This window comes from Caballeronia sp. A2-2, from assembly GCF_057612605.2.
Map to the genome: position 1 here is coordinate 42,776 of NZ_JBVFIR010000004.1, position 22,638 is coordinate 65,413.

A 22,638-nucleotide genomic window follows, 5' to 3' on the forward strand; every position below is an offset into this window, starting at 1 on the left:
AGCGCTTATCGAGGTAGGGCCGAATGACGACATAACGGCGAGGTGTGAGGTGGCCGGGCGCTGATACGCTGCGGGGTTCCGTTCTAAAGCTCTCGGCGCGCGTAGCGCATGGCCGAAAGAATGAATGCGGACCACTAAGACCAAAGGATTCGAGCGCGAAATCGCGAGGTTGCCCACGCGCTTAACTAACCGAGGGACATCCTATTGCGGCCACTGCATCGATTAATCCAGACCAACCCTCTTCAGCCATCGTGCATGGGGTAAAAAGCTGCTTTCTTTGGTGACTTTCTTTGCAGCAGCAAAGAAAGTTACCCCCCCGCCGGGGAGGCGGCTACTGCAATAAAGACACAACCAACAGCAGCCCCTTGCACGACAAAAAGGGCAACACGTCATACGCCTGCAAGCGACAATAGCGCATGATGATGAACCACCCATTCTCCCAACCCAAGAGGCACAAAATGGCAAACAACGAATACGTGATGTTCAAGGGAACGGTAAAACTGGGCGTGCCCTTTCTAAACGGCTACAAAGGCGATCCCCACTACGTCATCAGCAGCGACGACGCCAACGGTAACGAATTCCGCATCGTTACGAATGTGAAATCAGATAGCTCGCTGACCGGACCATCAGGCTATCTGGTGCTATATCAATGGAATCAGTATTTCGAGCACCCGATGATCGCGGACCTTGAAAAGCTCGCCCCCGGCGTCGCCATGAGCAACTTCCCGAAGCTCGACTACATTCATGATCCGCGTCTGGTCGATCTCAGCGTCATGCGCCCAATCCCCCTCGACACAGAGAACGAACACAACGACATCAACGCGTTGCTCAACGACATGCTGACGGTCGATACATCAACCGAGCCGGTTCCGTATGTCTATCCGACGCCAAGCTACAAAGACAACCGCAAAGGCTGGAAGCCGACAAAAGACGTCACCGTCTATGGCTTTGGCTTTCTGTTCGAACCGGAAAAAGACGGCCTGCACGAAACGCACATGAATCAGGGCAATCCCAAGCCACCGAAAGGCAGCAAGGAAAAAGACCATTCAAATGAAAACGGCGCGTATCAGGATGGCGCGGTCATCATAGAAATAGACGGCAAGTATCAGGCGTTGTTCGTCGCGTTCCAGACGCAACTGGTGCCGACCGATAATCGCGGCCGGCCCATTCCGAACGTGTCGCACCCGATATTGCAGAGCACGACGTAAAGGAAAGCACGCTAAGTCTTCTTGCTCGCGCTCTCCTCGCGAAAGGCCTTTTCGCCCGCGTCGGATATCTCGACCCATCGCTTATCCGGCGCGGCGCCATCCACGTAGCTGTCGTGCCAGTTCCACCATTTATAGGTCTGCGTTTGCGGATATCCTTCGGGCGAGTCTTCCCAAAGCTCTTGTCGTCCCAATGGCGTGATGTCGAGATAATTCCACGTGCCGCCCATCTGCTCATCGCCGCGATTGTTGATGAAATACGTTCTATAGATGCGCTCGCCATCGCGGAAAAACACATTCGTGCCGTGCCATTCGTTCACGCCGAAATCTTTATCGAAGTCATCCGTGATGGTGACCCACGGAATGTCTTCCCAACCCATGCTTTGCTTGAGCTTCGCGATATCGGCTTGCGGCGCCCGCGATGCAAACACGAGCGTGGTATCGCGTGCATTCAGATGCGCGACATGCGCAACCTGATCGGCCACCATCGAACAGCCACGGCACGCATGTTCCGGCCATCCAAACACGCCTGGCTCGTAGAACGCACGATAAACAATCAACTGATGCCGCCCGCCGAAAAGCTCGGCCAGCGTGACGCGGCCTTCGGGCCCTTCGAACGTGTATGACGAATCCACCGCCATCCACGGCATGCGGCGACGTTCGGCGGCGAGCGCATCGCGTGCGCGCGTGTGCTCCTTCTCCTTGACGAGCAATTGCTCGCGCGCCGCTTCCCATTGTTCCGGCGATACCACCGGCGGCGTGCTGCGTCCCTTGCTTCCCTTCTCCTCGGATGTGCTCATGGCGTGTCCTCCTCCTTAAGTGCCGTGAGAAAGTGTGAGCCTGAAAGCGTGCGGTTCGGGAGTAACAAGTTTGACGGTATTTCGGCGCGCGTGCTTGTCATGGTCATGCCATTGATAACGCGTACCTTGCCGAAGCCGATCGACGAACAAAGAAAACACCAAGAATGGTCCCTGCCGAAGCGCTTTCCGATGCATCGCCCGTGCGCGTATCCCGATTCGTGCTAATGGTCAACGTCGCATTGATGACGACGCAAATCGGCGCAGGCTGGCTCACCGGCTCGAACGCGATCGTGGCGGACGGCGTGCATACGAGCGTCGATCTGGTGATCGATGCGATCCTCTTCGCGTCGCTGCGTACGCAAGCGCATCGCAACACATGGCTTCCATCGGCAATCGTCGCGATGCTGCTCACGCTCACCGGCGCCGAACTGCTATGGCAAGCCGCATCCGTGCGCGCCGATGCTTCGAACTCCGACACATCCATGCAACTCTGCGCACTCTTTATCGCGATGCTCGCGATCGTCACGCGCGCCTGCGTGGCGCGTCATCTCGCGTGCGTATCGGGTGAAATGGAAGCGACGCATGCCCACGCCGCCGATGTGCTCGCGGCAGGCGCATGGCATGCGCGAATCGATGCAATATCGGCAGGCGCTGCCGCACTCGGTGCGCTCGGCACGCTGGCGGGCTTTGCGCACCTCGATCAACTCGCGACCTTCGTCATCGGCGGGATGATGTTGAGCATGGGATTGCTGCACGAAGGCGGCTTTATTCGGCTGGGCTACCGCTTCGTGCGCTGAGTCGTGAATCAGGGCTTATAACCGTCATCCAGCGTCTTCAGAAACGCGATGATGTCTTTTATATCCGCATCCGTCATCGCGGGCTTGTCGCCGAACTTGCGGTCGAATGGCGCATCCTTCACATCGACATTGGCTTGATATTGCGCCGGCAGATCGTCGTACTGACGCACGTGGCCGTTCGCATCCTTCGAATAGAACTTCTGCGGCGCGGTATTGCGCTCGTTGTAGAAGGCCATCACATCATCGAGCGAATGGTAGATGCCGTTGTGGAAGAACGCATGGCGCGTGTCCACATTGCGCAGCGTTGGCGTGAGGAACATGCCGCAGTATTGCGTCTGCGTGCGCAGATCGTCGCGGAAGGGGCCGCACACGCCCATGTCAAAAAACTTAGGATCACGATTGAGCGCGAGCTTGTCGTTGCGCGGCACGCCGAGCGATTCGTATTGATAGTCGGTGAACATCGGCGGCAGGCCATCGGAACCGGCTTTCGACAAGTGACATCCCGCGCAATTGGCTTTGTCGGGATCGTTAAAGAGATGCAGGCCGTGCAACTCGGCTTGCGTGAGGCGCGTCTTGCCTTCGAGCCAGTAATCGTACTTCGACGTATATGGATGGAACGCCTGTTCCTCCACCTGATAACGCGCGATGGCGAACATGGCCTCGGAAATCGCGAGGCCTTGCGTCTTGAAGATATTCGGGCCGAACAGTTTTTCGAAATCGCCCTTGTAGGAAGCGTGCGCCAGCTTGTCGGCGACCTGATCGAGACTCGTGTTCGCCATCTCGACGGGGTTCAGCATGGGGCCGCTCGCCTGCATTTGAAGCGTATCGGCGCGGCCGTCCCAGAACAAGCCGCCTTGCGGAACCATCGCGGGCGCGGCGGGTGCGACGCCTGCGTTCTTTTGCGCGCGTTCCGTGCCCTGCGCCTGCGTCGCGAGTGCCGCGAGGTCGGGCGCGTTGTCGGCATCGCCTGCATCGGGACCGATGCTGAAGTTGGGCTGACGATAGAGATACATCAGCGAAGGCGGCGGACGATAACCCTGCAAGGTCAGATGCGGTCCGCCCGGCTGCACGGAGAGATTATTGGGTGGCCCGAACGCGTGCGCCGGATCGTGACACGATGCACACGACTGCTGGCCCGAAGCCGACAGCGTTTTATCGAAGAAGATGTTCTTGCCAAGCACCGCGACCGCGCTCAACGGCTCGACCGGTGGCCGTTGCAAGGGCGTGGGATGCGCATTTGCGCCCGTCAGATTCTCGACAGCATCGCCAATGACATCAGGCACATGAGACGGAAAGGCAAGCGCGAATGCACCGAATGCAGCCGCCGCCACGACGAGCGCGATCACCCCGTTAAGCGGGCGCAACCTGAACGCGGAATGACGGGGAGGCAAGGCTTGAGCGGGATCAACGGTAGCGGACATGACGGGAACCGAATGCAAATGCAACAGCGTGAAAGGAAAAAGCGTTGCCGCCGAAATACGGCGACAACGCGTTCTTGATGCTTCGGATTACTTTAGATCGCGGGAACCGATGCCACCGGCGTTCCCAGGTTCGGGTCGACGAACAGCGTCGGGTTGTTGCCCTGACCGCTGAAGTTGAACATCGTCATGATGCTGCCTGCGGTTGCATCGAACGAACCGCCGCCCAGACGCGCGCCGCCCAGCCAGTTGTCCTCGATGAAGCGCACCACGGAAGCCTGCGAAATCGCCGTGTGATCGACGAAATTCACCTTGGCCCACGGCGAAATCACGAGGAACGGAATGCGCGTGCCGGGACCGCATCGGCCATTCACTGCACCGCCGTTCACGCCGAGCGGCTGCGCGCCCGTGCCGCACTTGCCCGCGCCGTTCAACTGGTCGGCTTGCGGGTCGAACGAGGCGGACGTCGTCGTGGCGAACTGATGGTCGTACCAGCCGTCCGAGTCATCCCACGCGACGATCACAGCCGTGTTATTCCATTCGGACTGCTGCTGAAGGAAGTTGACGACCTTGGCGGTGAACGCTTGTTCGTCGAGCGGATCGGAATAGCCTGCGTGACCGTCCTGGAAAGCGGGTGCTTTCAGGAAGCTCACCGACGGGAAATTGCCCGCCTTCACGGAAGCGAAGAAATCATCCGTGTCGTACTCGTGATTCGCCGGCTCCGGCGTCTTGCCGTCCGCTTCCACCGACGAACCGATGGCCGACGTCGCACTCGGGCGCAAATGCTGCGGATTCGCCGTGGACGCGTAGTACTGGAACCAGTTGTGATGCGGAATGTAGTCAGCCGTCGCCTGACCGACCACCGGCGACACAGTGCTGCGCTTGCAGGCCGTGGTGCCGTTCGCGTTGGTCGTCGAGAGATTGAAGCCGCCCATGAAGCCGCCCCACGAAATGCCCTTGGCGTTCAGCAGATCGCCGATGTTCTTCGAGGTCAGCAGCGCGACATCGGTGGCACTGGAGCAGATATCGTTGGCCGGATCGACGTCGTTGATGAGCGAGAAGCCGCCTTGTCCGTCCGCGACGTAATACGAACCCGAATCCGACGTCAGGTTGAAAGGCTTGTGGCTCGTCTTGACGAGTTGCAGCCCGTTGTTCTGTCCGGAAACGACTTCGATCGCGCCGGGCGTTGACGGGCCGTAGGTGTCGGTGAACGCGTTGTCGCTCATGGCGAACTTCTGCGCGTAGTTCCAGAGCGCGCCGACCGTGTTGCCGTCGAAGTAGCCCATGACCTGACCAGCGGTGCCGAATGCGCCCGCGCCGCCGCTCGAACCTTTACCCGTGTACTTCGGGAACAGGTCGGCCGCGCCGTTGTTGTAGGCCTGTTGCTCGGCCGTGTAGGCGTGATTCTGATCGGCGGTCGCGGCTTGCGTGCGGTCCAGACGGAACGGGTTGGCGGCGCCCGCGCCGTTCAGCGGATTCACGAAGTTCGGATTCGCCGTGAGCAGCGAGCCCGAAAGGCCGTTGACCGTCGGCGTGCCCGCTGCCGGCGTGAAGGACGGTTCGCCCGCCGGATTACCCGCGTTCGGGTAAGTGGCGAAGTAGTGATCGAACGAGACGTTCTCGTTGAAGATCACGACCAGATGCTTGATCGGCGTTGCCGTGGTGAGCTTGTCCTGCGCGCTTTGATTGTTGTCGTGATCGCTGCCGCAGGCGTACAGGCCAATTGCGGCCGCGGACGCGGCGCCAATCATGAGGGCTCGACGAAACATGGATGAAACTCCGGATGTCGTTTTAAGTGTTGATGCGGTCCCGCCGCCTCGTGGCGAACGGTCGGGCCCGGCGTGGGGCGTGTTCAGCCTCGGGCGGGATTTCATCACCGGCGCATTGCGTTACCAAGACACTCTGCTTGCGTGGTTCTTACTCGAAATTGACGGTTTGTCCGCGCGACGCTTTCAGTTTTTGCAGTGTCTTAACGCGCGTAATGCTTCAAGGCAATTTCATGTAAGGCAATGCGTCGATGGATTGGGAATGACGCATGCTGAGTTTTAAGCGATGCGTGAACGCAAGGGAGCGGCAACATGTCAGGCGTGCCATCGTCCGGTCAGGTTGGGCCGGAAGCGCGGGGAACATTGGAGGGCGGCGAATCATGCATTGGCTCTTAGCGGGCTTCGCGATTCTCGCGGGCATTTCCAATCCGATTCAGTCGGCCGGCAACTCGGCGATGCTCAAGCCGTTGCAAGAGCCGATCGTCGCGGCGTTCATCGTGTATCTGATCGGTTCCGTGTGCCTCTTGCTGTGCGTGCCGTTTCTCGGCTTCGGACTCAAGCCTGCGATTTCGCGGCTCGGGCAGGTGCCGTGGTGGGCGTATGCGGGCGGCATCTGCAATGCGATCTTTTTGATGTGCTCGTTGCTCGTCACACGCAAGCTCGGCTCGGCGACGTTCACGACCATCGTCGTGATCTCGGCGGTCGTGACTTCGGTGATGCTCGATCATTTCGGCTGGCTGGGCTTCGAAGTGCGCACGGCGAGCCCGCTGCGATTGCTCGGCGCGACGCTGGCGATTGCAGGCGTCCTGTTGATCGCGATCTTCTGAGCGTTGCAGCCTGTCGGCGAAATCGGCGCGTCGAAGGTATTCTGATGTGACTCACAACGACGCGCCATTTCCCACCATGTCAGAAGAACTGCCGGACTCGCAAGGCGTCTGCCGCGGCATCACGCGCAGCGCGATCTTTCTCGTCGCCACGGTCGGACCGGACAAAGCGCACGCCGATGCCGTGCGCGACTGGTGCGGCGACATCGCCGCCTACGTGCGCGCGGTCGGCACGCGCGCGCCTGCCGCCAATCTTTCGTGCGTGTGCGGTTTCGGCTCGGATGTCTGGGACCGGTTGTTCGGCGCGCCGCGTCCGGCGTCGCTGCATCCGTTCAAGGAAGTCAAGGCGGAGACGCGGCACGCCGTGCGCACGCCGGGCGATATCCTCATGCATATCCGTGCGGATCACATGGACCTGTGTTTCGAGCTTGCCTCGCAGATGTTGGAGCGCCTCGGCGGCGCGGTGACGGTTGTCGATGAAGTGCACGGCTTCCGTTACTTCGATCTGCGCGACATGGTGGGTTTCGTCGATGGCACGGAGAATCCGGCGGGGCGCGAGGCGGTTTCGTTCACCATGATCGGCGACGAGGATAAGGACTTCGCAGGCGGCAGTTATGTGGTCGTGCAGAAGTATCTGCATGACCTGAAGGCGTGGAATGCGCTGCCGGTCGAACAGCAGGAGTTGATCATCGGGCGCAAGAAGCTGACGGATATCGAGCTTGATGCATCGGTCAAGCCGTCGCGCTCGCACAGTTCGCTCACCACGCTCGATGAAAACGGCGAGGAGGTGAAGATACTGCGTCACAACATGGCGTTCGGGCGGCCGGGGTCGAGTGAGTTCGGGACGTATTTTATCGGCTATGCGCGTGCGCCGAAGCCCATCGAGCAGATGATGGATAACATGTTTATTGGGCGGCCGCCGGGGAATTACGATCGGCTGTTGGACTATAGCCGGGCGGTGACGGGGGGGTTGTTTTTTGTGCCTTCGGCGGAGTTGCTTGAGGGATTGGGGGATCGTGAGGTGGGTTAGATAGGTTGTATTTGTCGTGGAAGGGGCTGCTCTTGGTTGTGTCTTTATTGCAGTAGCCGCCTCCCCGGCGGGGGGGTAACTTTCTTTGCTGCTGCAAAGAAAGTCACCAAAGAAAGCAGCTTTTTACCCCATGCACGATGGCTGGAGAGGGTTGGTCTGGATTAACGATACAGTGGCCGCAATAGGGCCTTCCACGTCTAACAAGCCGCTTAGGCAACCTCGCGATTGCGCGCTCAAATAAACAACGCTTAGTGGACCGGGCTCATTCATTCGGCCATGCGCTTTGCGCGCCGAGAGCTTAAGAACGGAATCCCGCAGCCTATCAGCGCCCAGCCACATCAAACTTCTCCGCAAGATTGCTATTCGGCCCTACCTTGGTTAGTGCTCCGACTAAAAGATGACTTGCGTTGGTGTGCGCGCTTTGCCCAGAAGCGCTTATCAAGGTAGGGCCCAATGGGAGAGGTGCGATGCGGTGTGATGTGACTGGGCGCTGATACGCTGCGGGGTTCCGTTCTAAAGTTCTCGGCGCGCGAAGCGCATGGCCGAAGGAATGAATGCGGACCACTAGAGCTAAAGGATTCGAGCGCGCAATCGCCAGGTTGCCTAAGCGGCTCGTTACGCGCGGAAAGTCCTATTGCGGCCACTGTATCGTTAATCCAGACCAACCCTCTCCAGCCATCGAGCATGGGGTAAAAAGCTGCTTTCTTTGGTGACTTTCTTTGCAGCAGTGTATAGACCGGAGACATGGTTGACAGATGTACGAGGACATCGTTGACAGTTTTATGGTCAGGCTTTTTCGCTCCTCAGGTCAAGTGTCATGATCCGATGATGGGCAAACCAGACGTCAAATACCCCGTCTTCACCCGGCTTTGCACGAGCCGCAACCGGCAGCCCATAAAGCGCGTTGGATAGCTTGATGCGTCGTCCTTCGAAGTCCACGCGCCCACCCGATCTGACCTTCATCACCACGTCGTCCGGGCTGTACTCGATCTCCGGCAGGACGGAGGGATACGCGCGCGAGCTTGCCCGATAACGGCTCTCGGGGGTGGCCATGCCGATTGCCTCGTGCGGCCGCTCGCAGTTATAGACGATGCGCCAGCGCTCAAACACCGTCTGCACGCGCTCCAGGTTCTCATAGCATCGCCCGTTCAGGACTTCGGCCTTCAGGGTGCGGTGAAACCGTTCCTCCTTGCCATTGGTCTGCGGGTGATAGGGCCGGCTGTAGCTGATGCCGATGTCCAGCCGGATCAGCCACACCGCCAGTTCGGTGAGTTGCCCCGGACTGCTGGGCGAGCCCCACGGCGCACCATTGTCGGTGTTGATGCGCGCAGGCAAGCCATACCGTGCGAACGCCTCGCACAGCCCCGCCTGCACGGCTGCGGTGTCGGTCGGGCCACAGGCACGCAGCAGGATATTGAAGCGCGAATGGTCATCGAGCACGGTCAGCGGACTGCAGCGCTGCTTGTCCAGCGTCTCGAAGTGTCCCTTGAAATCCATCTGCCAGAGCGCGTTGGGCTGCGCGTGCTCAAAGCGCTTCCAGGGCTCGCTCCGCGCCGACTCGGCCGGCAGGATGAGTTGGTGCCGATGCAGGATCGAAGTCACGGTGCTGGGGTGCGGCACCCCTTCAAAGCCCAGATCCTGAAGGCGTCGGCTGATTTTGCGTCCGCCCCAGCACGGATGGGCCAGACGCAGTCGAACCACTTCCTGCTCGATAGCCTCAGAACTCTTCGAAGGACTGCTGGCGGGACGGCGCGAGCGATCGGCCAGCGCCTGTTCGCCCCGCTTGAGCCATTTGTAGCCGGTCTGCCGGCTGATGTTGAAGCGCTCGCACAACTCCGTCATCGTGAGGGTGTGTTGAGTGGCCAAATGAACGAATTCTTGTCGCAGGCTCATCGTGTCTTTTATGTTCCAAGTCATGGTCGGCACCGGGGTTTCAGTACCCGAAAGTGTCAACCATGTCCTCGTACGTTTGTCAGCGATGTCTCCCGTCTATACACAGCAGCAAAGAAAGTTACCCCCCCGCCGGGGAGGCGGCTACTGAATAAACAGCCCAAAAACGAGAAGCCCCTTGCACGACAGAACAACAAGATCCCACCCAACAACAGTTAAAAGCAGCCTACAAATAAGCGACTAACTGTCAATCTCCCACACCACCATCGAATAGAAAAAAGAAAGCCGCCAGAACGGCGGCAACGGGGATGCTTCGTAAGCAGAAAAACCTCAGGCAGCTTGCGCCTGCAACGCCAACGCCAACGCATCCTGCTGCGCAGCCTTAGCAGCCTTAGTCTTACCAGCCCGCGACGGCGGCTGGCAAATACCGCAAACCATGCCATGGTTGTTGTCCTGCGCATGCGCCACGAACTTCCCGCGGCAACGCTTGCAACCGACGAGATGCAACATGCCCGCTTCCTTGAAGCGAACCATCGTCCAGGCGCGCGTCAGGTCCATTTGCAGCGCTTCGCCTTGCATCTCGAAGTGCTCGGCATAAAGCCCATAAGCACGGCTCAGCAAATCGACGCGATCCAGCTCACGGCTGTTGGCTTCGAGAAACGCATACACATTGGCGAACATCGATGCATGGATATTCGGCGCCCACGTCAGATACCAGTCCGCCGAGAACGGCAGCATGCCCTTGGGCGGCGATGCACCCTTCACTTCACGATACAAACGGATGAGTCGGTCGCGCGAGAGCTTCGGAAATTCGGATTCGAGCACCTGCATGCGCGCGCCGAGGCGAATCAGCGTGACGGCGCGCAGCACTTGATTCGCGTCGTCGGCCAGGCTTTTCGTGGCGGTCGTGGTCGTCGTCATGTCGGTCAGGCCACCAGAAGGGATTCGTTCGCAACAACCGGCGCGCGTTGCGTGAGCGCGGCCAGACCTTGGAGCAGGGCATCGCCGCCGAGGCGGAAGAAGCACAATACTTGCGAGCCGGACGCCAGCTTGACCGTCTGGGCGGGCGAGAGCGCGGCCAACGTTTGCGCGGTTTCGGCGGAAAGACCGAGACGGGCTTGTGCCGCTTCGCCTTCTTCGGTCAGAAGACGCTGCGCCAGCAGCAGGTACGACAGGTTCAATTCACGGATCGAATCGAGAGTCTGGATGTCGCGCGTCATGGTGAAATACCGAAAAAGGTAACATTGACCGGGTGGTGTCCCGAAACAACGTCGCCGTTTCCGAACACAGCCTGATTGTGCTGAAGAACCGACCCGCGTGCAACACAATGTTACAGAGGCAAACCTTTGCGGTCGTGCTCTTTTGTCTGCGCAATCCACTGCGCGAGAAAGAATGAATCACGCGAAAACGTGCTCATACGAAATGAAGTTACCTCATGACACCGGATGAGGGGCTTATCGCAGGCTGCTCCGCGCGCAACGATGTAAATTTTCCTGACGCTTTGAGAAATTAGGGAACGGATCGAAATCCTTGCCAGAACGTCGTTTCAGCAACAATTACCGCAAAAATTTCTTTTGACTGATGTAACCAAGCAACAGATTTACCGTCCGTTGCCGATTTCGTGCATTCCGCTGACTTCTGAAACACGTCCTAAAATGAAAAGCGCCTTGCCACGCGGGCGCATTCATTACAAAACCGAATCAGGAGACACGTCATGCGTATGCGAGCAATGCTGTTCCTATTGGCGGCGATGGCCGTCGCGGGTTGCGGCTCCTCGGACGATCCGCACGTGACCGGCAACGGCCCGAAAGTCATCATCGATTCGGACTTCAACACGATGGGCGACGACGGCCAGCTTTTCGCCATGACCACGCAACTGATGGGTCACGGTATCGTCGATCTGCTCGGGCTGTGCGTGGTGACCGGCAACGACTGGCTGCTTCAGGAAGAAGCGGAAGCGCTCAAGGCCGTCGAGCGCATGGGCGTGCAGAACAAGGTCGGCGTGTACGGCGGCGCGAATCTGCCGCTGCAATTCGATCTCACCAGCATCCGCGAGCAAATGGCGGCTAATCCGAACGGCTACTTCGGCGCGTGGATGCGGCCCGAGCCGACCAGCCAGTCGCAACTCACGCCGCCGTCCGATGGCTTCGCGACATCGACGCAGCTTCAGGCGGAAAGCGCGGCGAACTTCATCATCGACAGTGTGAAGCGCTATCCGCACGAGGTGACCATTCTCGAAGTCGGGCCGCCGACGAACCTCGCGACAGCCGTGCGGATGGCGCCGGAAATCGTGCCGCTCATCAAGCAGATCATCTACATGGGCGGCGCGATGAACGTGCCCGGCAATGCCAACGCCGTGGGCGAACTGAACTGGTGGTTCGATCCGACCGCTGTGCGCACGCTCCTGCAAACGACGATTCCGCAGAAGGTGATTCCGCTCGATGTGACGAACACCGTGCCGCTCACCGAGACCGTTTATAACCAGATCGTCAATCCGCCGACCGGGCAGACGGCCGTGACGCGCGCGTATGCCATTGCGAATGCGGGCGCGTTTGCATCGAACACCTATTTGTTCGATACGCTGACCATCGCGACCTTCATCGATCCGACCTTCGCGACCGCGACGCAAAGCGCGTATCTCGACATCGACACGACGCCGGGCGAGGATCAGGGGCATGTACGCGTGTATCCGGACATGCCGCAAGTGGGAGCGTCGCCGCAGAAGATCACTTATGTCACGGCGTTCGACAATGCGCGCTTTTTTCAGTTGTATGTTGGGTTGCTCACGGCTCCTGTGCCGGTGGTGTTCCACTGAGGCTCATTCGGCGTCGCGCGCAACTTGTGCGACGCCGGCTTGCGCGGCGACATCGTCGAGACCGGCGATGGTGTCCGCAGGCAGCAGCAAGCCGTCCTTCGTTTGTTGTTCGTGAGCGCGCGCTTCTTTCTCGCCGGGATAGAAAATTTCCTCGACGCCCTGCGCGCGCGGCGCGGATTTCAACGCTTCGACATAGCGCTCCATGCGCGCGTTGAAGGCATCGAGCGGCTGAAACGCTTCGATATTCAGCGCGATCATGAGATGCCCCGCGCGGCTGCGGTTCACCGGATCGTAGGGACCGTGGACGTCTTCAAGAAAGCCGCTGCCCGACAGCACGCCCGAGAGCACATCGACCATCGTGCCGATGGCATAGCCTTTGTGTTCCGCCATCGGCAAGATGAAACCCTTGAGCGCTTCGACGGGATCGGTCGTTGGCCGGCCTTGCGAATCGATGGCCCAGTTCGACGGAATCGGCTCGCGGCGCATTTGCGCGAGAAAAATCTTGCCACGTGCGACGCCGGAATTCGCAACATCCATGATCATCGGCGCATGACGTCCGGCGGGCGCGGCGACCGACCACGGATTCGTGCCGATCATTTTCCTGAGACCGCCATAAGGCGCCATGTTCGGTCCGCCATTCGTCATGCACAACATGATGCAGCCGCGCTCCGCCGCCATGCGCGTGAAGTACATGCAGGTGCCGAAGTGATTCGAATTGCGCACCGACACCGCGCCGATGCCATGTGCCTTCGCGCGGCGGATCGCATCGAGCGCGGCATGTTTCGCGATCACGGGACCGATGCCGTCGTGGCCGTCCATCACGGCGATCGCGCCTGCATCGACGGGAAAAGTGGGCTCGGCTTGCGCCTGCATTGCGCCGGAACGTAAGCGCGCGTAGTACCAGTTCAGACGCAGCACGCCGTGCGATTGATGACCCCAGAGGTCGGCCTGGACCATCGCGTCGGCGGCGATGTTGGCGTTTTCGTTGTTCGCGCCTGCGGTGACGTACACCGAAGCGATAAACGAGCGCAGCGCGTCGGGGTTCACGCGGTGGCGTTGGGCAGCATTGGTCATGGGCGTAACCTCCATTCGGCTAACATCGAGTCTTCACCATCAGTATCAGTTTCAGCTTTCGACGTCCTTGCACGTTTTCGGCCCGCGAACATGAGCGCATCCTCGATCGAGTTTCAAACAACGCCCGACCCGCTTCTCGGCACCTACGAACGCCCGCCGGGCGCGGCCACGGAATGGTGGCGCGTGAGTGCGTCCGAGCGTGAGCGCATGTATCGCATCGAGCATCGTGGCGCGCAAGGGCGTGTGAATATCGACACCGTGGTCGATCTCGACAACCTGCGCGCGAAGTTGCAGAAGTGGCATCGCGAAGGCTTCGTGCGGTGTGACGAAACACCTTCGCACACGCCGCCGCATCGCGCGGATTTCATGGCGCGTCTGCGTGATGCGGTCAACGCGCAACCTTCGCGCAACGTGGATGAAACCTCGGTCACGCTCGCCGATGTGGCGATTCCACGCGGCGCAGGCGGCCCGCTCGTGCCCACGATCAACCCTGCGTATCTTTTCACCGCGCGCGCCAGCGACGTGCTGCACGACATCGCCGAAAACAAGCGCGTGATGTTGATCGGCCACACGGGCGCGGGCAAGACGAGTCTCATCGAGCAGATCGCCGCACGCGCGGAGCATGGCGTGTTGCGCTCGAACATGAACGGTCAGACGACCGTCGGCGATTTCGTCGGCTTCTGGACCGTGCAGGGCGGCGAAACGAAATGGGTCGATGGCGTGTTGCCCATCGCGATGCGCGCGGGGCATTGGCTCGTCATCGACGAAATCGACTTCGCGGAGCCGGCCATTCTCGCGGTACTAACGGCCGTGCTCGAACCGCAAGGGCGTTTGCTGTTAAAGGAAAAGGGCGATGAAGTGGTGACGCCGCATCCCGCGTTCCGTTTGTTCGCAACGGCAAACGCGGCGGGCGCGATGAGCGTCTATCGGCATCTGTATCAAGGCGCAAATCTGCTGAACGAAGCGTTTCTAGACCGCTGGCGCGTGTATCTGATGGACTATCTGCCGCCCGCCGAGGAAGCCGAAGTGTTGATGCGAACCTTCGCGCCGCGCCTCGACGAAGCACTCGCGCATACGCTCGCGGCCATCGCTGCGGAATGCCGCGCCGCGTTCATTCGCGAGGATCTTGCCAGTGCATTTTCCACGCGCCGCCTGATCGACTGGACCGAACTCATGCTGCGTCATGGCGATCCCGAACGCGCCGCCGGTCCCGCGATCTACGCCAAAGTCAGCGCCGACGATGCCGCGTTGATCCGCAGCATCATCCGTCATCACATCGAACTCGACGCATGAACGCGCCACGCTCCGACCTGATGCTCACGCGGCTCGCGCGCGTGCTGACCGGCGAGCCGCGCATGGAAGTGACGATGAGCGCGGACGGTCCGCGTATCGAGCCGCATCGTATCGTGTTGCCCGAACTCGATCATGCTGATGATGATTTGCTCACCGGTCATCTCGACTTACTTGCAGCACGCGCGAAACATGGCGATTCAAGCATGATCGAGCATATCGCCGCGCCTATCGAACGGCGACTCGCGCAGGCCATCGATGATCGTCGCACATGCGGTTTGCTTATCGCGCGTTATGCCGGTGCACGCCGCTATATCGCGCGATGGCGTGAAGATGCGAGCGATGACATCGCGCATCGCTGGCAAGGGCTTGCATGGCGCGACAAGCTGCTGTGGCTGATCGAACGCGCGTTATGGGATGAAGCGCCTTCGCGTATCGAGCTTCATGAATCGCTTGTTGCTACCTTGCATGCATGTGAGACGCTGATCGACGCGGCGCGGCGTTCGCGCAGCACGGCAGAAAGCGTGGCGGCATCGCGTGCTTTGATCGCGCATGTGCGCGCGCTGGCATCGGATGGTGCCAACACGATGATGTTCACCGCCGACGCCGATGAAGCGCTCGACGCGGAAACCGTCACCAGTGATTTCGATGAAGACGTCACCGCGGCGCACGATCATTCATCGTCGGAGTCCGAAGCAAATGCCGATGCCACTGACGCAGGCGCGTTCGCCACCGATGAGGCGGGCCGTCCGCTGCGCTCCGAGCCGTTCACCACCGCGTTCGATCTCGTCACCGACATGACCGCGAAGGGCGATGCCATTGTCTGGCGCAATCTGCGCGCACTCGCCCGCGACGAAACCGCGCCGCTGAAAACGCGCCTCGAACGCGCGCTGCGCGCGGATGAACAAACGCACTGGCTACGCGAACAGGAACGCGGCACGCTGGACCGTCAGGCGCTCGTGCGGCTCGCGATTTCGCCCGGTTATCGCACGCCGTTTCGCGTGAAGCGCACCGCGAAGGGACGCGACACGGCGGTGACGATCTTGATCGATCGCAGCGGGTCGATGGCGGGCAAGAAGATCGAACTGGCACGACTGTGCGCGACCGCGCTAGCGGATGCGCTTGCTCAGTTATCCTTTCCTTGCGAAGTGCTGGGCTATAGCTCGGTCGAATCGCCTGAAATGCGCGCGCTTTACGATGCTGCGCTCGCGGATCAGACCGCGCTGCATCGCTTCAATCGCTTTGTCGAACGGCTGGATTTTGTCGTGTATAAACGCTTCGATTCGGCGGCGCTGGAAGGCTTGGCCGCGATCCAATGTGGTCACGAAAACCCCGATGGCGAAGCGCTCGCATGGGCGGCTGACCGCCTCATGCGCCAACGCGCGGCACGACGCATCCTGATGGTGTTGTCCGATGGCTTTCCCGCTACCGGCGACGGTCATCCCGTCGTGTTGCGCAACGATCTGCACGAACGCGTGCGCGAGATCACGCAGGCGGGCATCGAACTGATCGGCGTGGGCATTCTCGACGATGCGGTGGAGCAGTTTTATCCGACGAGTATCGTCGTGCGCGCGCTCCATGAACTCCCCGCACAAGCCTTCGATGTACTCGCCAAGGCGCTGCTTCAGACGCAATTTTGATCGCGTTGAATCGTCACCCATCCCACGTATCATCATCGAACATACCGAGTTTCTCCCATGAGGAATCACGCATGACCACGTTGTTCGATCTGAGCGGCCGCACGGCGCTCGTCACCGGTTCGGCACGCAGCATCGGACTTGCGCTCGCGCGTGGACTCGCACAAGCGGGCGCGCGCGTGATCGTGAACGGCACGCGCGCGGATACCGTCGATGTCGCCGTGCTGAGTCTGCAATCGCATGGCTTCGATGTGCGCGGACGCGCCTTCGATGTCACCGATGAAGCCGCCGTTGCCGCTGCGTTCGAAGCTTGGGATGCGGAAGGCGTGCAGATCGACATTCTCGTGAACAATGCGGGCATCCAGTTTCGCAAGCCGCTCGTCGAACTGGCGCTGGAAGACTGGCAGCGCGTGATCGATACGAACCTCACGAGCGCGTTCATCGTGGCGAAAGAGGCGGCGCGGCGCATGATTGCCCGCGGGCGGGGAGGCAAGATCATCAACATCGGTTCGCTCACCAGCGAAGGGGCGCGCGCGACTGTTGCGCCTTATACGGCTGCGAAGGGCGGAATCAAGATGCTCACGCGTGCTATGAGCGCCGAGTGGGGCGCGTTTGATATTCAGGCGAATGCAATCGGGCCTGGGTACATTCTCACGGATATGAACAAACCGCTTGTCGAGAACGAGAGCTTCGATGCGTGGGTCAAGAGCAGCAATCCTTCGAAGCGTTGGGGGAAGCCTGAGGAACTCGTGGGCGCGGCGGTGTTTCTTGCATCGGATGCGTCGAGTTATGTGAATGGGCAGATTATTTATGTCGATGGGGGGTGGCTTGCGGTGCTTTAGATTTTTTTGGCTTTTTTGTCTTTTGTCGTGCGAAGCGTCTCTCGTTTTTGTGCTGTTTATTCAGTAGCCGCCTCCCCGGCGGGGGGGTAACTTTCTTTGCTGCTGCAAAGAAAGTCACCAAAGAAAGCAGCTTTTTACCCCATGCACGATGGCTGGAGAGGGTTGGTCTGGATTAACGGATGCAGTGGCCGCAATCGGACTTCCCTCGGTTGGTTCGGTGCATTGGCAACCTAGCGATTACGCGCTCGAATCACTAACGCTTAGTGGACCGCATTCATTGTTTCGGCCATGCGCTACGCGCGCCGAGAGCGTAAGAACGGAATCCCGCAGCCTATAAGAGCCCAGCCACCTCACACCTCTCCGCAAGATTGCTATTCGGTCCTACCTTGGTTAGTGCTCCGACAAAAGGTGACTTGCGTTGGTGTGCGAGCTTTGCCCAGAAGCGCTTACCAAGGTTGGGCCGAATGGGAGAGGTGCGATGCGGTGTGATGTGGCTGGGCGCTGATACGCTGCGGGATTCCGTTCTTACATTCTCGGCGCGCGAAGCGCATGGCCGAAAGCATGAATGCGGGCCACTAAGCTAATAGAAATCGAGCGCGCAATCGCCAGGTTGCCTAAGCGGCTTGTGATGCGTGGATAGTCCTATTGCGGCCACTGTATCGTTAATCCAGACCACCCTCTCCCGCCATCGTGCATGGGGTAAAAAGCTGCTTTCTTTGGTGACTTTCTTTGCAGCAGCAAAGAAAGTTACCCCCCCGCCGGGGAGGCGGCTACTGCAATAAAGACACAACCAAGAGCAGCCCCTTCCACGAAAAAACAACAAAACCAAACAGATCAACTGCTACTGCCCACCCTAAAAACGCAAGCTTCCTATTGCATCGAAGAAATAAAAGGCCTCGCAGCATCAAGAAAATTCGCGGCCTTAGCCGAAGTAGTCTCGATACGCGAAGCCAACGCAAGCCGAATCGAAATCGGCTTGCTCGATACATCGTGATACACCACGCCTTCGACCTGAATCTGACACACCGAGGCAGGCACCAGCGAAACCCCAAATTCCGCCGCGACCAGATTCACCACTGACGATAACTGCGGCGCCTGCTGCCCGGCCACCGGCTCGAAACCGGCATCCCGGCAAGCACCGACGATCACATCATGCAGCGTAGGACTCGCTTCACGCGGCAGCATAACAAAAGGATCTTCCGCCAAATCCGCGAGATTGATCCTGCGTTTCTTCGCCAGCCGATGCGTGCCCGGCAGCACGACGCGCATCGGCTCCGTGGCGATGTAGTGAACCTGCACGCCCACCGGCGACTGACTGCCCAGCCGCACGAATGCGACATCGACGCGATTGTCATCGAGATAAGCCAGCAGTTGTGCCGTATTGCCTTCCGCCAGCGTGAGCGTGACGTTCGGATAAGCCTGCCTGTAAGAGCGAATCAGCTTGGACACGACCGGATTGAACGCCGCCGATCCGGTAAAACCGATATTCAGTTGTCCGATCTCACCACGCCCCGCGCTCTGCGCCTTTTCCACGGCGAGACGCGTGTCGGCAAGAATGCGCTTGGCATCCACGGCGAAAGCCTCGCCCGCTTCCGTCAATACGACGCCATGACCCGTGCGCCGAAACAACCGCACGCCGAGTTCGTCTTCCAGCGCGTGAATCTGCTGACTGAGCGGCGGCTGGCCGATGCCCAGCCTTTCCGCCGCGCGCGTGACATTGCGCTCATCGGCGACAGCGAGAAAGTAACGAATATGGCGCAGTTCCATGCGATATCTATAAAACGTATTTCAGAAAGACGTGATAGATATTGGACAGTATATCGAAGGCGCGACAAAATAGCGCCATCGCGCAGTCCGGGCGCCCACAATACATCGCTGCCCGAAGCTTTCAAGGCTTTCAGAGCCTAATCAAGGCAGCCCCTCGGAACGCGTACACGTCCTTTAAACGAAGGGGTCTGCTCAATGGCTGAAGCCGTAAAAAAACCACGGCCCGAATTCCGGAACATCGGGATCGGTCAATTATCGAAGTACCGTCTGCCGCTCGCGGGCAAGGTCTCGATCCTGCATCGGGTGAGTGGCTTGTTGTTGTTCGTCTCGCTGCCCTTCATTCTGTATCTGCTCGATCAGAGCCTGACGTCCGAACTGAGCTTCGACGCGTTCAAGGGCTTCCTGGCCAATCCCTTCATCAAGATCGTGACGCTGGTGTTGTCGTGGGCCTATCTGCACCACTTCTGCGCGGGCATTCGCTTTCTTTTGCTCGATACGCACGTCGCGGTGAACAAGGAAGGCGGCAAGCAGACCGCGTTGATCGTGCTCGTCGTGTCGCTGCTATTGACGCTTGCGATGGCCCTCAAACTCTTTGGACTCTTTTAAAAACATGACATCCCCCAACAGAGTCGGCCCCAAGCGCCTGGTGGTCGGCGCGCACTATGGTTTGCGCGACTGGCTCGCGCAACGCATCACGGCCGTGGTCATGGCCGTCTATACGCTCGTGCTGCTGTTCTGGTTCTTCGCCGCACATGCTTTCTCCTACGAAGGCTGGGCGGGCATCTTCTCGATGCAGTGGATGAAGCTCGCCACCTTCGTAGCCTTGCTGTGCCTGTTCTATCACGCGTGGGTAGGCATTCGCGATATCTGGATGGATTACGTGAAACCCATGGGCGTGCGCCTCTTCCTGCAAGTGCTGACCATCCTGTGGCTCGTGGGATGCGCCGGCTACGCCGCACAGATTCTCTGGAGAGTGTAAGAACATGGCTGCAATCAAGACTTCCTTGCCGCGTCGTCGTTTCGACGTGGTGATCGTGGGTGCGGGCGGCTCGGGCATGCGCGCCTCGCTGCAACTGGCGCGCGCGGGCCTGTCCGTCGCGGTTTTGTCGAAGGTGTTTCCGACGCGCTCGCACACGGTGGCCGCGCAAGGCGGCATCGGTGCGTCGCTGGGCAACATGAGCGAGGACAACTGGCACTACCATTTTTACGACACGATCAAGGGCTCCGACTGGCTCGGTGACCAGGATGCGATCGAATTCATGTGTCGCGAAGCGCCGAACGCGGTGTATGAGCTCGAACACATGGGCATGCCGTTCGACCGTAATCCCGATGGCACGATCTATCAGCGTCCGTTCGGCGGGCATACGGCGAATTACGGTGAGAAGCCGGTGCAGCGCGCGTGTGCTGCGGCTGACCGTACGGGTCACGCCTTGCTGCACACGCTGTATCAGCAGAACGTGGCCGCTAAAACGCATTTCTTCGTCGAATGGATGGCGCTCGATCTGATCCGCGACGCCGAAGGCGATGTGCTGGGCGTGACCGCGCTCGAAATGGAAACGGGCGAAGTCCATATCCTCGAAGGCAAGACGACGTTGTTCGCCACCGGCGGTGCAGGACGTATCTTCGCGGCATCGACGAATGCGTTTATCAATACGGGCGATGGGCTGGGCATGGCGGCGCGCTCCGGCATCGCGTTGCAGGACATGGAGTTCTGGCAATTCCACCCGACGGGTGTCGCCGGTGCAGGCGTGCTGATTACCGAAGGCGTGCGCGGTGAAGGCGGCATTCTGCGCAATTCGAATGGCGATCGCTTCATGGAGCGCTACGCGCCGACGCTCAAAGATTTGGCGCCGCGCGATTTCGTCTCGCGTTCGATGGATCAGGAAATCAAGGAAGGACGCGGCGTCGGTCCGAACAAGGACCATGTCTTGCTCGATCTGTCGCACATCGGTGCGGAGACGATCATGAAGCGCCTGCCGTCGATTCGCGAGATTGCGCTTAAATTCGCGAATGTCGATTGCATCAAGGAGCCGATTCCGGTCGTGCCGACCATCCACTATCAGATGGGTGGCATACCGACGAATATGCACGGTCAGGTGGTCGGTACGGCCAACGGTTACAGCGATCCGGTGAACGGCTTCTATGCGGTCGGCGAATGCTCGTGCGTCTCGGTGCATGGTGCGAATCGTCTGGGTACGAACTCGCTGCTTGATCTGGTCGTGTTCGGGCGCGCGGCGGGCAATCACATCATCAAGCATGCGAAGGAACTGAAGGAGCACAAGCCGCTGCCGGCCGATGCCGCCGACTTCGCGCTCGAACGCCTCGCGATGCTTGAACGCTCCACGTCAGGCGAATACACGCAGAACATTGCCAACGACATCCGCGCGACGATGCAGGCGCATGCGGGCGTGTTCCGTACGTCGAAGCTGCTGGAAGAAGGCGTCGATAAGGTCAAGGAACTCAGCGAGCGCGTGAAGCACGTGCATCTGAAAGACAAATCGAAGGTGTTCAACACCGCGAAGGTCGAAGCGCTGGAGTTGGCGAACCTGATCGAAGTCGCGCGCGCGACGATGATTTCCGCCGAAGCGCGCAAGGAAAGCCGGGGTGCGCATGCGCACAGTGATTACGAGCATCGCGATGACGAGAACTGGATGCGCCATACGCTGTGGTTCAGCGAGGGCGACCGCCTCGACTACAAGCCGGTGCAGATGAAACCGCTGACGGTCGAATCGGTGCCGCCCAAGGCACGCACGTTCTAAGGCGCGAGAGGAATACGAAATGGCTAAGAGAACCTTTGAAATCTATCGCTACGATCCGGACAAGGACGCAGCGCCCCGCATGCAGACGTATGAGATCGAGATCGATTCGCACGAACGCATGCTGCTCGATGCATTGCTCAAGCTGAAGTCGGTCGATGAAACGCTGTCGTTTCGCCGCTCGTGCCGTGAAGGCGTGTGCGGGTCGGACGCGATGAACATCAACGGCAAGAATGGGCTCGCGTGCCTGCAGAACATGAACGATCTGCCGCAAAAGATCGTGCTGCGTCCGCTGCCGGGTCTTCCAGTCGTGCGCGATTTGATCTGCGACTTCACGCAATTTTTTAATCAGTATCATTCGATCAAGCCGTATCTGATCAACGACACGCCGCCGCCGGAGAAGGAACGGCTGCAGACGCCGGAAGAACGTGATGAACTCGACGGTCTGTACGAGTGCATTCTGTGCGCGAGTTGCTCGACGTCGTGCCCGAGCTTCTGGTGGAACCCGGACAAGTTCGTGGGTCCGGCGGGCTTGTTGCAGGCGTATCGGTTCATCGCCGATAGTCGCGATGAAGCCACGGGTGAGCGTCTGGACAACTTGGAAGATCCGTACCGTCTGTTCCGTTGCCACACGATCATGAACTGCGTCGATGTCTGCCCGAAGGGGCTGAACCCGACGAAGGCGATCGGCAAGATCAAGGAATTGATGGTGCGTCGCGCGGTCTGA

At 59.6% G+C, this 22,638-nt stretch carries 21 protein-coding genes; 13 read left to right on the forward strand and 8 right to left on the reverse strand.

Annotation, left to right across the window (positions count from 1 at the left end):
* Window positions 1–458 precede the first annotated feature (458 nt).
* Window positions 459–1,208, forward strand: coding sequence for a DUF2278 family protein (locus ACZCWR_RS31150; RefSeq protein ID WP_487306823.1), 750 nt, complete (start codon window positions 459–461; stop codon window positions 1,206–1,208).
* An 11-nt stretch (window positions 1,209–1,219) separates the two neighbouring features.
* Here the strand turns inward: ACZCWR_RS31150 and ACZCWR_RS31155 are convergent, their stop codons facing one another.
* On the reverse strand, window positions 1,220–2,005 hold the full coding sequence (locus ACZCWR_RS31155; protein ID WP_487306537.1) for a DUF899 domain-containing protein: 786 nt from the start codon (window positions 2,003–2,005) through the stop codon (window positions 1,220–1,222).
* Between the two features lie 164 nt (window positions 2,006–2,169).
* On the opposite strand from ACZCWR_RS31155, the gene ACZCWR_RS31160 reads away from it, so the two are divergent.
* The gene (locus tag ACZCWR_RS31160; protein WP_487306538.1) at window positions 2,170–2,802 is read left to right on the forward strand and encodes a cation efflux transmembrane domain-containing protein; all 633 of its coding nucleotides are present in this window, start codon (window positions 2,170–2,172) and stop codon (window positions 2,800–2,802) included.
* 8 nt (window positions 2,803–2,810) lie between these two features.
* On the opposite strand, the gene ACZCWR_RS31165 is transcribed toward ACZCWR_RS31160, so the two are convergent.
* Together ACZCWR_RS31165 and ACZCWR_RS31170 are read right to left on the reverse strand one after the other, a co-directional pair.
* Window positions 2,811–4,223, reverse strand: coding sequence for a cytochrome-c peroxidase (locus ACZCWR_RS31165; RefSeq protein WP_487306539.1), 1,413 nt, complete (start codon window positions 4,221–4,223; stop codon window positions 2,811–2,813).
* A 92-nt stretch (window positions 4,224–4,315) separates the two neighbouring features.
* Window positions 4,316–5,989 (reverse strand): phospholipase C, encoded by a 1,674-nt coding sequence (locus ACZCWR_RS31170; RefSeq protein ID WP_487306540.1) that lies wholly within the window; start codon window positions 5,987–5,989, stop codon window positions 4,316–4,318.
* Between ACZCWR_RS31170 and ACZCWR_RS31175 the strand changes: the two genes are divergently transcribed.
* The 3 genes from ACZCWR_RS31175 (at window position 5,988) to ACZCWR_RS31185 (ending at window position 7,840) form a co-directional block, all read left to right on the forward strand.
* Window positions 5,988–6,269: a hypothetical protein gene (locus ACZCWR_RS31175; protein ID WP_487306541.1), complete on the forward strand. Its 282-nt coding sequence runs from the start codon at window positions 5,988–5,990 to the stop codon at window positions 6,267–6,269. The two genes, ACZCWR_RS31170 and ACZCWR_RS31175, sit on opposite strands and share 2 nt — an antisense overlap.
* Before the next feature lie 97 nt (window positions 6,270–6,366).
* Window positions 6,367–6,813, forward strand: coding sequence for a DMT family transporter (locus ACZCWR_RS31180; protein WP_487306542.1), 447 nt, complete (start codon window positions 6,367–6,369; stop codon window positions 6,811–6,813).
* Between the two features lie 76 nt (window positions 6,814–6,889).
* Window positions 6,890–7,840, forward strand: coding sequence for a Dyp-type peroxidase (locus ACZCWR_RS31185; protein ID WP_487306824.1), 951 nt, complete (start codon window positions 6,890–6,892; stop codon window positions 7,838–7,840).
* A 786-nt stretch (window positions 7,841–8,626) separates the two neighbouring features.
* Here the strand turns inward: ACZCWR_RS31185 and ACZCWR_RS31190 are convergent.
* The 3 genes from ACZCWR_RS31190 to ACZCWR_RS31200 form a co-directional block, all read right to left on the reverse strand.
* Window positions 8,627–9,757 carry an IS481 family transposase gene (locus ACZCWR_RS31190; RefSeq protein WP_487300626.1) on the reverse strand — a complete coding sequence of 377 codons (1,131 nt, stop codon included), beginning with the start codon at window positions 9,755–9,757 and terminating at the stop codon, window positions 8,627–8,629.
* Window positions 9,758–10,060: 303 nt separating this feature from the next.
* Complete coding sequence (gene flhC, locus ACZCWR_RS31195) at window positions 10,061–10,651, reverse strand: flagellar transcriptional regulator FlhC (protein WP_487306543.1); 591 nt, start codon at window positions 10,649–10,651, stop codon at window positions 10,061–10,063.
* A gap of 5 nt (window positions 10,652–10,656) precedes the next feature.
* Window positions 10,657–10,950: a flagellar transcriptional regulator FlhD gene (locus ACZCWR_RS31200; protein ID WP_487306544.1), complete on the reverse strand. Its 294-nt coding sequence runs from the start codon at window positions 10,948–10,950 to the stop codon at window positions 10,657–10,659.
* Between the two features lie 494 nt (window positions 10,951–11,444).
* Between ACZCWR_RS31200 and ACZCWR_RS31205 the strand changes: the two genes are divergently transcribed.
* On the forward strand, window positions 11,445–12,545 hold the full coding sequence (locus ACZCWR_RS31205) for a nucleoside hydrolase (protein WP_487306545.1): 1,101 nt from the start codon (window positions 11,445–11,447) through the stop codon (window positions 12,543–12,545).
* Window positions 12,546–12,548: 3 nt separating this feature from the next.
* Here the strand turns inward: ACZCWR_RS31205 and ACZCWR_RS31210 are convergent, their stop codons facing one another.
* A complete protein-coding gene (locus ACZCWR_RS31210; protein WP_487306546.1) occupies window positions 12,549–13,619 on the reverse strand; it encodes an Ldh family oxidoreductase in 1,071 nt (356 codons plus the stop codon).
* 90 nt (window positions 13,620–13,709) lie between these two features.
* Here ACZCWR_RS31210 and ACZCWR_RS31215 point away from each other — a divergent pair, with 90 nt between their 5' ends.
* The 3 genes from ACZCWR_RS31215 to ACZCWR_RS31225 all read left to right on the forward strand — a co-directional run bounded on the left by ACZCWR_RS31215 (window position 13,710) and on the right by ACZCWR_RS31225 (window position 17,388).
* The gene (locus ACZCWR_RS31215) at window positions 13,710–14,912 is read left to right on the forward strand and encodes an AAA family ATPase (protein WP_487306547.1); all 1,203 of its coding nucleotides are present in this window, start codon (window positions 13,710–13,712) and stop codon (window positions 14,910–14,912) included.
* Window positions 14,909–16,549, forward strand: a complete 1,641-nt coding sequence (locus ACZCWR_RS31220) for a cobaltochelatase CobT-related protein (protein WP_487306548.1) — start codon at window positions 14,909–14,911, stop codon at window positions 16,547–16,549. Before ACZCWR_RS31215 ends, ACZCWR_RS31220 begins: the two co-directional genes overlap by 4 nt.
* 71 nt (window positions 16,550–16,620) lie before the next feature.
* Window positions 16,621–17,388 carry an SDR family oxidoreductase gene (locus ACZCWR_RS31225; protein ID WP_487306549.1) on the forward strand — a complete coding sequence of 256 codons (768 nt, stop codon included), beginning with the start codon at window positions 16,621–16,623 and terminating at the stop codon, window positions 17,386–17,388.
* A gap of 870 nt (window positions 17,389–18,258) precedes the next feature.
* On the opposite strand, the gene ACZCWR_RS31230 is transcribed toward ACZCWR_RS31225, so the two are convergent.
* Entirely contained in the window at window positions 18,259–19,155 is an 897-nt protein-coding gene (locus ACZCWR_RS31230) for a LysR family transcriptional regulator (RefSeq protein WP_487306550.1), read from the reverse strand.
* A gap of 195 nt (window positions 19,156–19,350) precedes the next feature.
* On the opposite strand from ACZCWR_RS31230, the gene sdhC reads away from it, so the two are divergent.
* Genes sdhC through ACZCWR_RS31250 form a run of 4 tightly spaced genes read left to right on the forward strand, consistent with a single transcriptional unit; the run spans window position 19,351 to window position 22,638 of the window.
* Entirely contained in the window at window positions 19,351–19,761 is a 411-nt protein-coding gene (gene sdhC / locus ACZCWR_RS31235; protein WP_487306551.1) for a succinate dehydrogenase, cytochrome b556 subunit, read from the forward strand.
* Between the two features lie 4 nt (window positions 19,762–19,765).
* Window positions 19,766–20,134: a succinate dehydrogenase, hydrophobic membrane anchor protein gene (gene sdhD / locus ACZCWR_RS31240; RefSeq protein WP_487304126.1), complete on the forward strand. Its 369-nt coding sequence runs from the start codon at window positions 19,766–19,768 to the stop codon at window positions 20,132–20,134.
* A 4-nt stretch (window positions 20,135–20,138) separates the two neighbouring features.
* Complete coding sequence (sdhA, locus tag ACZCWR_RS31245; protein ID WP_487306552.1) at window positions 20,139–21,914, forward strand: succinate dehydrogenase flavoprotein subunit; 1,776 nt, start codon at window positions 20,139–20,141, stop codon at window positions 21,912–21,914.
* A gap of 19 nt (window positions 21,915–21,933) precedes the next feature.
* Window positions 21,934–22,638, forward strand: a complete 705-nt coding sequence (locus tag ACZCWR_RS31250) for a succinate dehydrogenase iron-sulfur subunit (RefSeq protein ID WP_031362534.1) — start codon at window positions 21,934–21,936, stop codon at window positions 22,636–22,638.

Bases quoted from the DNA above. Each gene is read 5' to 3' on its own strand.
- ACZCWR_RS31210 (WP_487306546.1), bottom strand. From the start codon at position 13,619: ATGACCAATGCTGCCCAACGCCACCGCGTGAACCCCGACGCGCTGCGC.
- ACZCWR_RS31175 (WP_487306541.1), top strand. From the start codon at position 5,988: ATGGATGAAACTCCGGATGTCGTTTTAAGTGTTGATGCGGTCCCGCCG.
- ACZCWR_RS31250 (WP_031362534.1), top strand. From the start codon at position 21,934: ATGGCTAAGAGAACCTTTGAAATCTATCGCTACGATCCGGACAAGGAC.
- ACZCWR_RS31185 (WP_487306824.1), top strand. From the start codon at position 6,890: ATGTCAGAAGAACTGCCGGACTCGCAAGGCGTCTGCCGCGGCATCACG.
- ACZCWR_RS31160 (WP_487306538.1), top strand. From the start codon at position 2,170: ATGGTCCCTGCCGAAGCGCTTTCCGATGCATCGCCCGTGCGCGTATCC.
- sdhD (WP_487304126.1), top strand. From the start codon at position 19,766: ATGACATCCCCCAACAGAGTCGGCCCCAAGCGCCTGGTGGTCGGCGCG.
- ACZCWR_RS31165 (WP_487306539.1), bottom strand. From the start codon at position 4,223: ATGTCCGCTACCGTTGATCCCGCTCAAGCCTTGCCTCCCCGTCATTCC.
- ACZCWR_RS31180 (WP_487306542.1), top strand. From the start codon at position 6,367: ATGCATTGGCTCTTAGCGGGCTTCGCGATTCTCGCGGGCATTTCCAAT.
- ACZCWR_RS31155 (WP_487306537.1), bottom strand. From the start codon at position 2,005: ATGAGCACATCCGAGGAGAAGGGAAGCAAGGGACGCAGCACGCCGCCG.
- sdhC (WP_487306551.1), top strand. From the start codon at position 19,351: ATGGCTGAAGCCGTAAAAAAACCACGGCCCGAATTCCGGAACATCGGG.
- sdhA (WP_487306552.1), top strand. From the start codon at position 20,139: ATGGCTGCAATCAAGACTTCCTTGCCGCGTCGTCGTTTCGACGTGGTG.
- ACZCWR_RS31205 (WP_487306545.1), top strand. From the start codon at position 11,445: ATGCGTATGCGAGCAATGCTGTTCCTATTGGCGGCGATGGCCGTCGCG.
- ACZCWR_RS31190 (WP_487300626.1), bottom strand. From the start codon at position 9,757: ATGACTTGGAACATAAAAGACACGATGAGCCTGCGACAAGAATTCGTT.
- flhC (WP_487306543.1), bottom strand. From the start codon at position 10,651: ATGACGACGACCACGACCGCCACGAAAAGCCTGGCCGACGACGCGAAT.
- ACZCWR_RS31215 (WP_487306547.1), top strand. From the start codon at position 13,710: ATGAGCGCATCCTCGATCGAGTTTCAAACAACGCCCGACCCGCTTCTC.
- ACZCWR_RS31150 (WP_487306823.1), top strand. From the start codon at position 459: ATGGCAAACAACGAATACGTGATGTTCAAGGGAACGGTAAAACTGGGC.
- ACZCWR_RS31200 (WP_487306544.1), bottom strand. From the start codon at position 10,950: ATGACGCGCGACATCCAGACTCTCGATTCGATCCGTGAATTGAACCTG.
- ACZCWR_RS31170 (WP_487306540.1), bottom strand. From the start codon at position 5,989: ATGTTTCGTCGAGCCCTCATGATTGGCGCCGCGTCCGCGGCCGCAATT.
- ACZCWR_RS31230 (WP_487306550.1), bottom strand. From the start codon at position 19,155: ATGGAACTGCGCCATATTCGTTACTTTCTCGCTGTCGCCGATGAGCGC.
- ACZCWR_RS31220 (WP_487306548.1), top strand. From the start codon at position 14,909: ATGAACGCGCCACGCTCCGACCTGATGCTCACGCGGCTCGCGCGCGTG.
- ACZCWR_RS31225 (WP_487306549.1), top strand. From the start codon at position 16,621: ATGACCACGTTGTTCGATCTGAGCGGCCGCACGGCGCTCGTCACCGGT.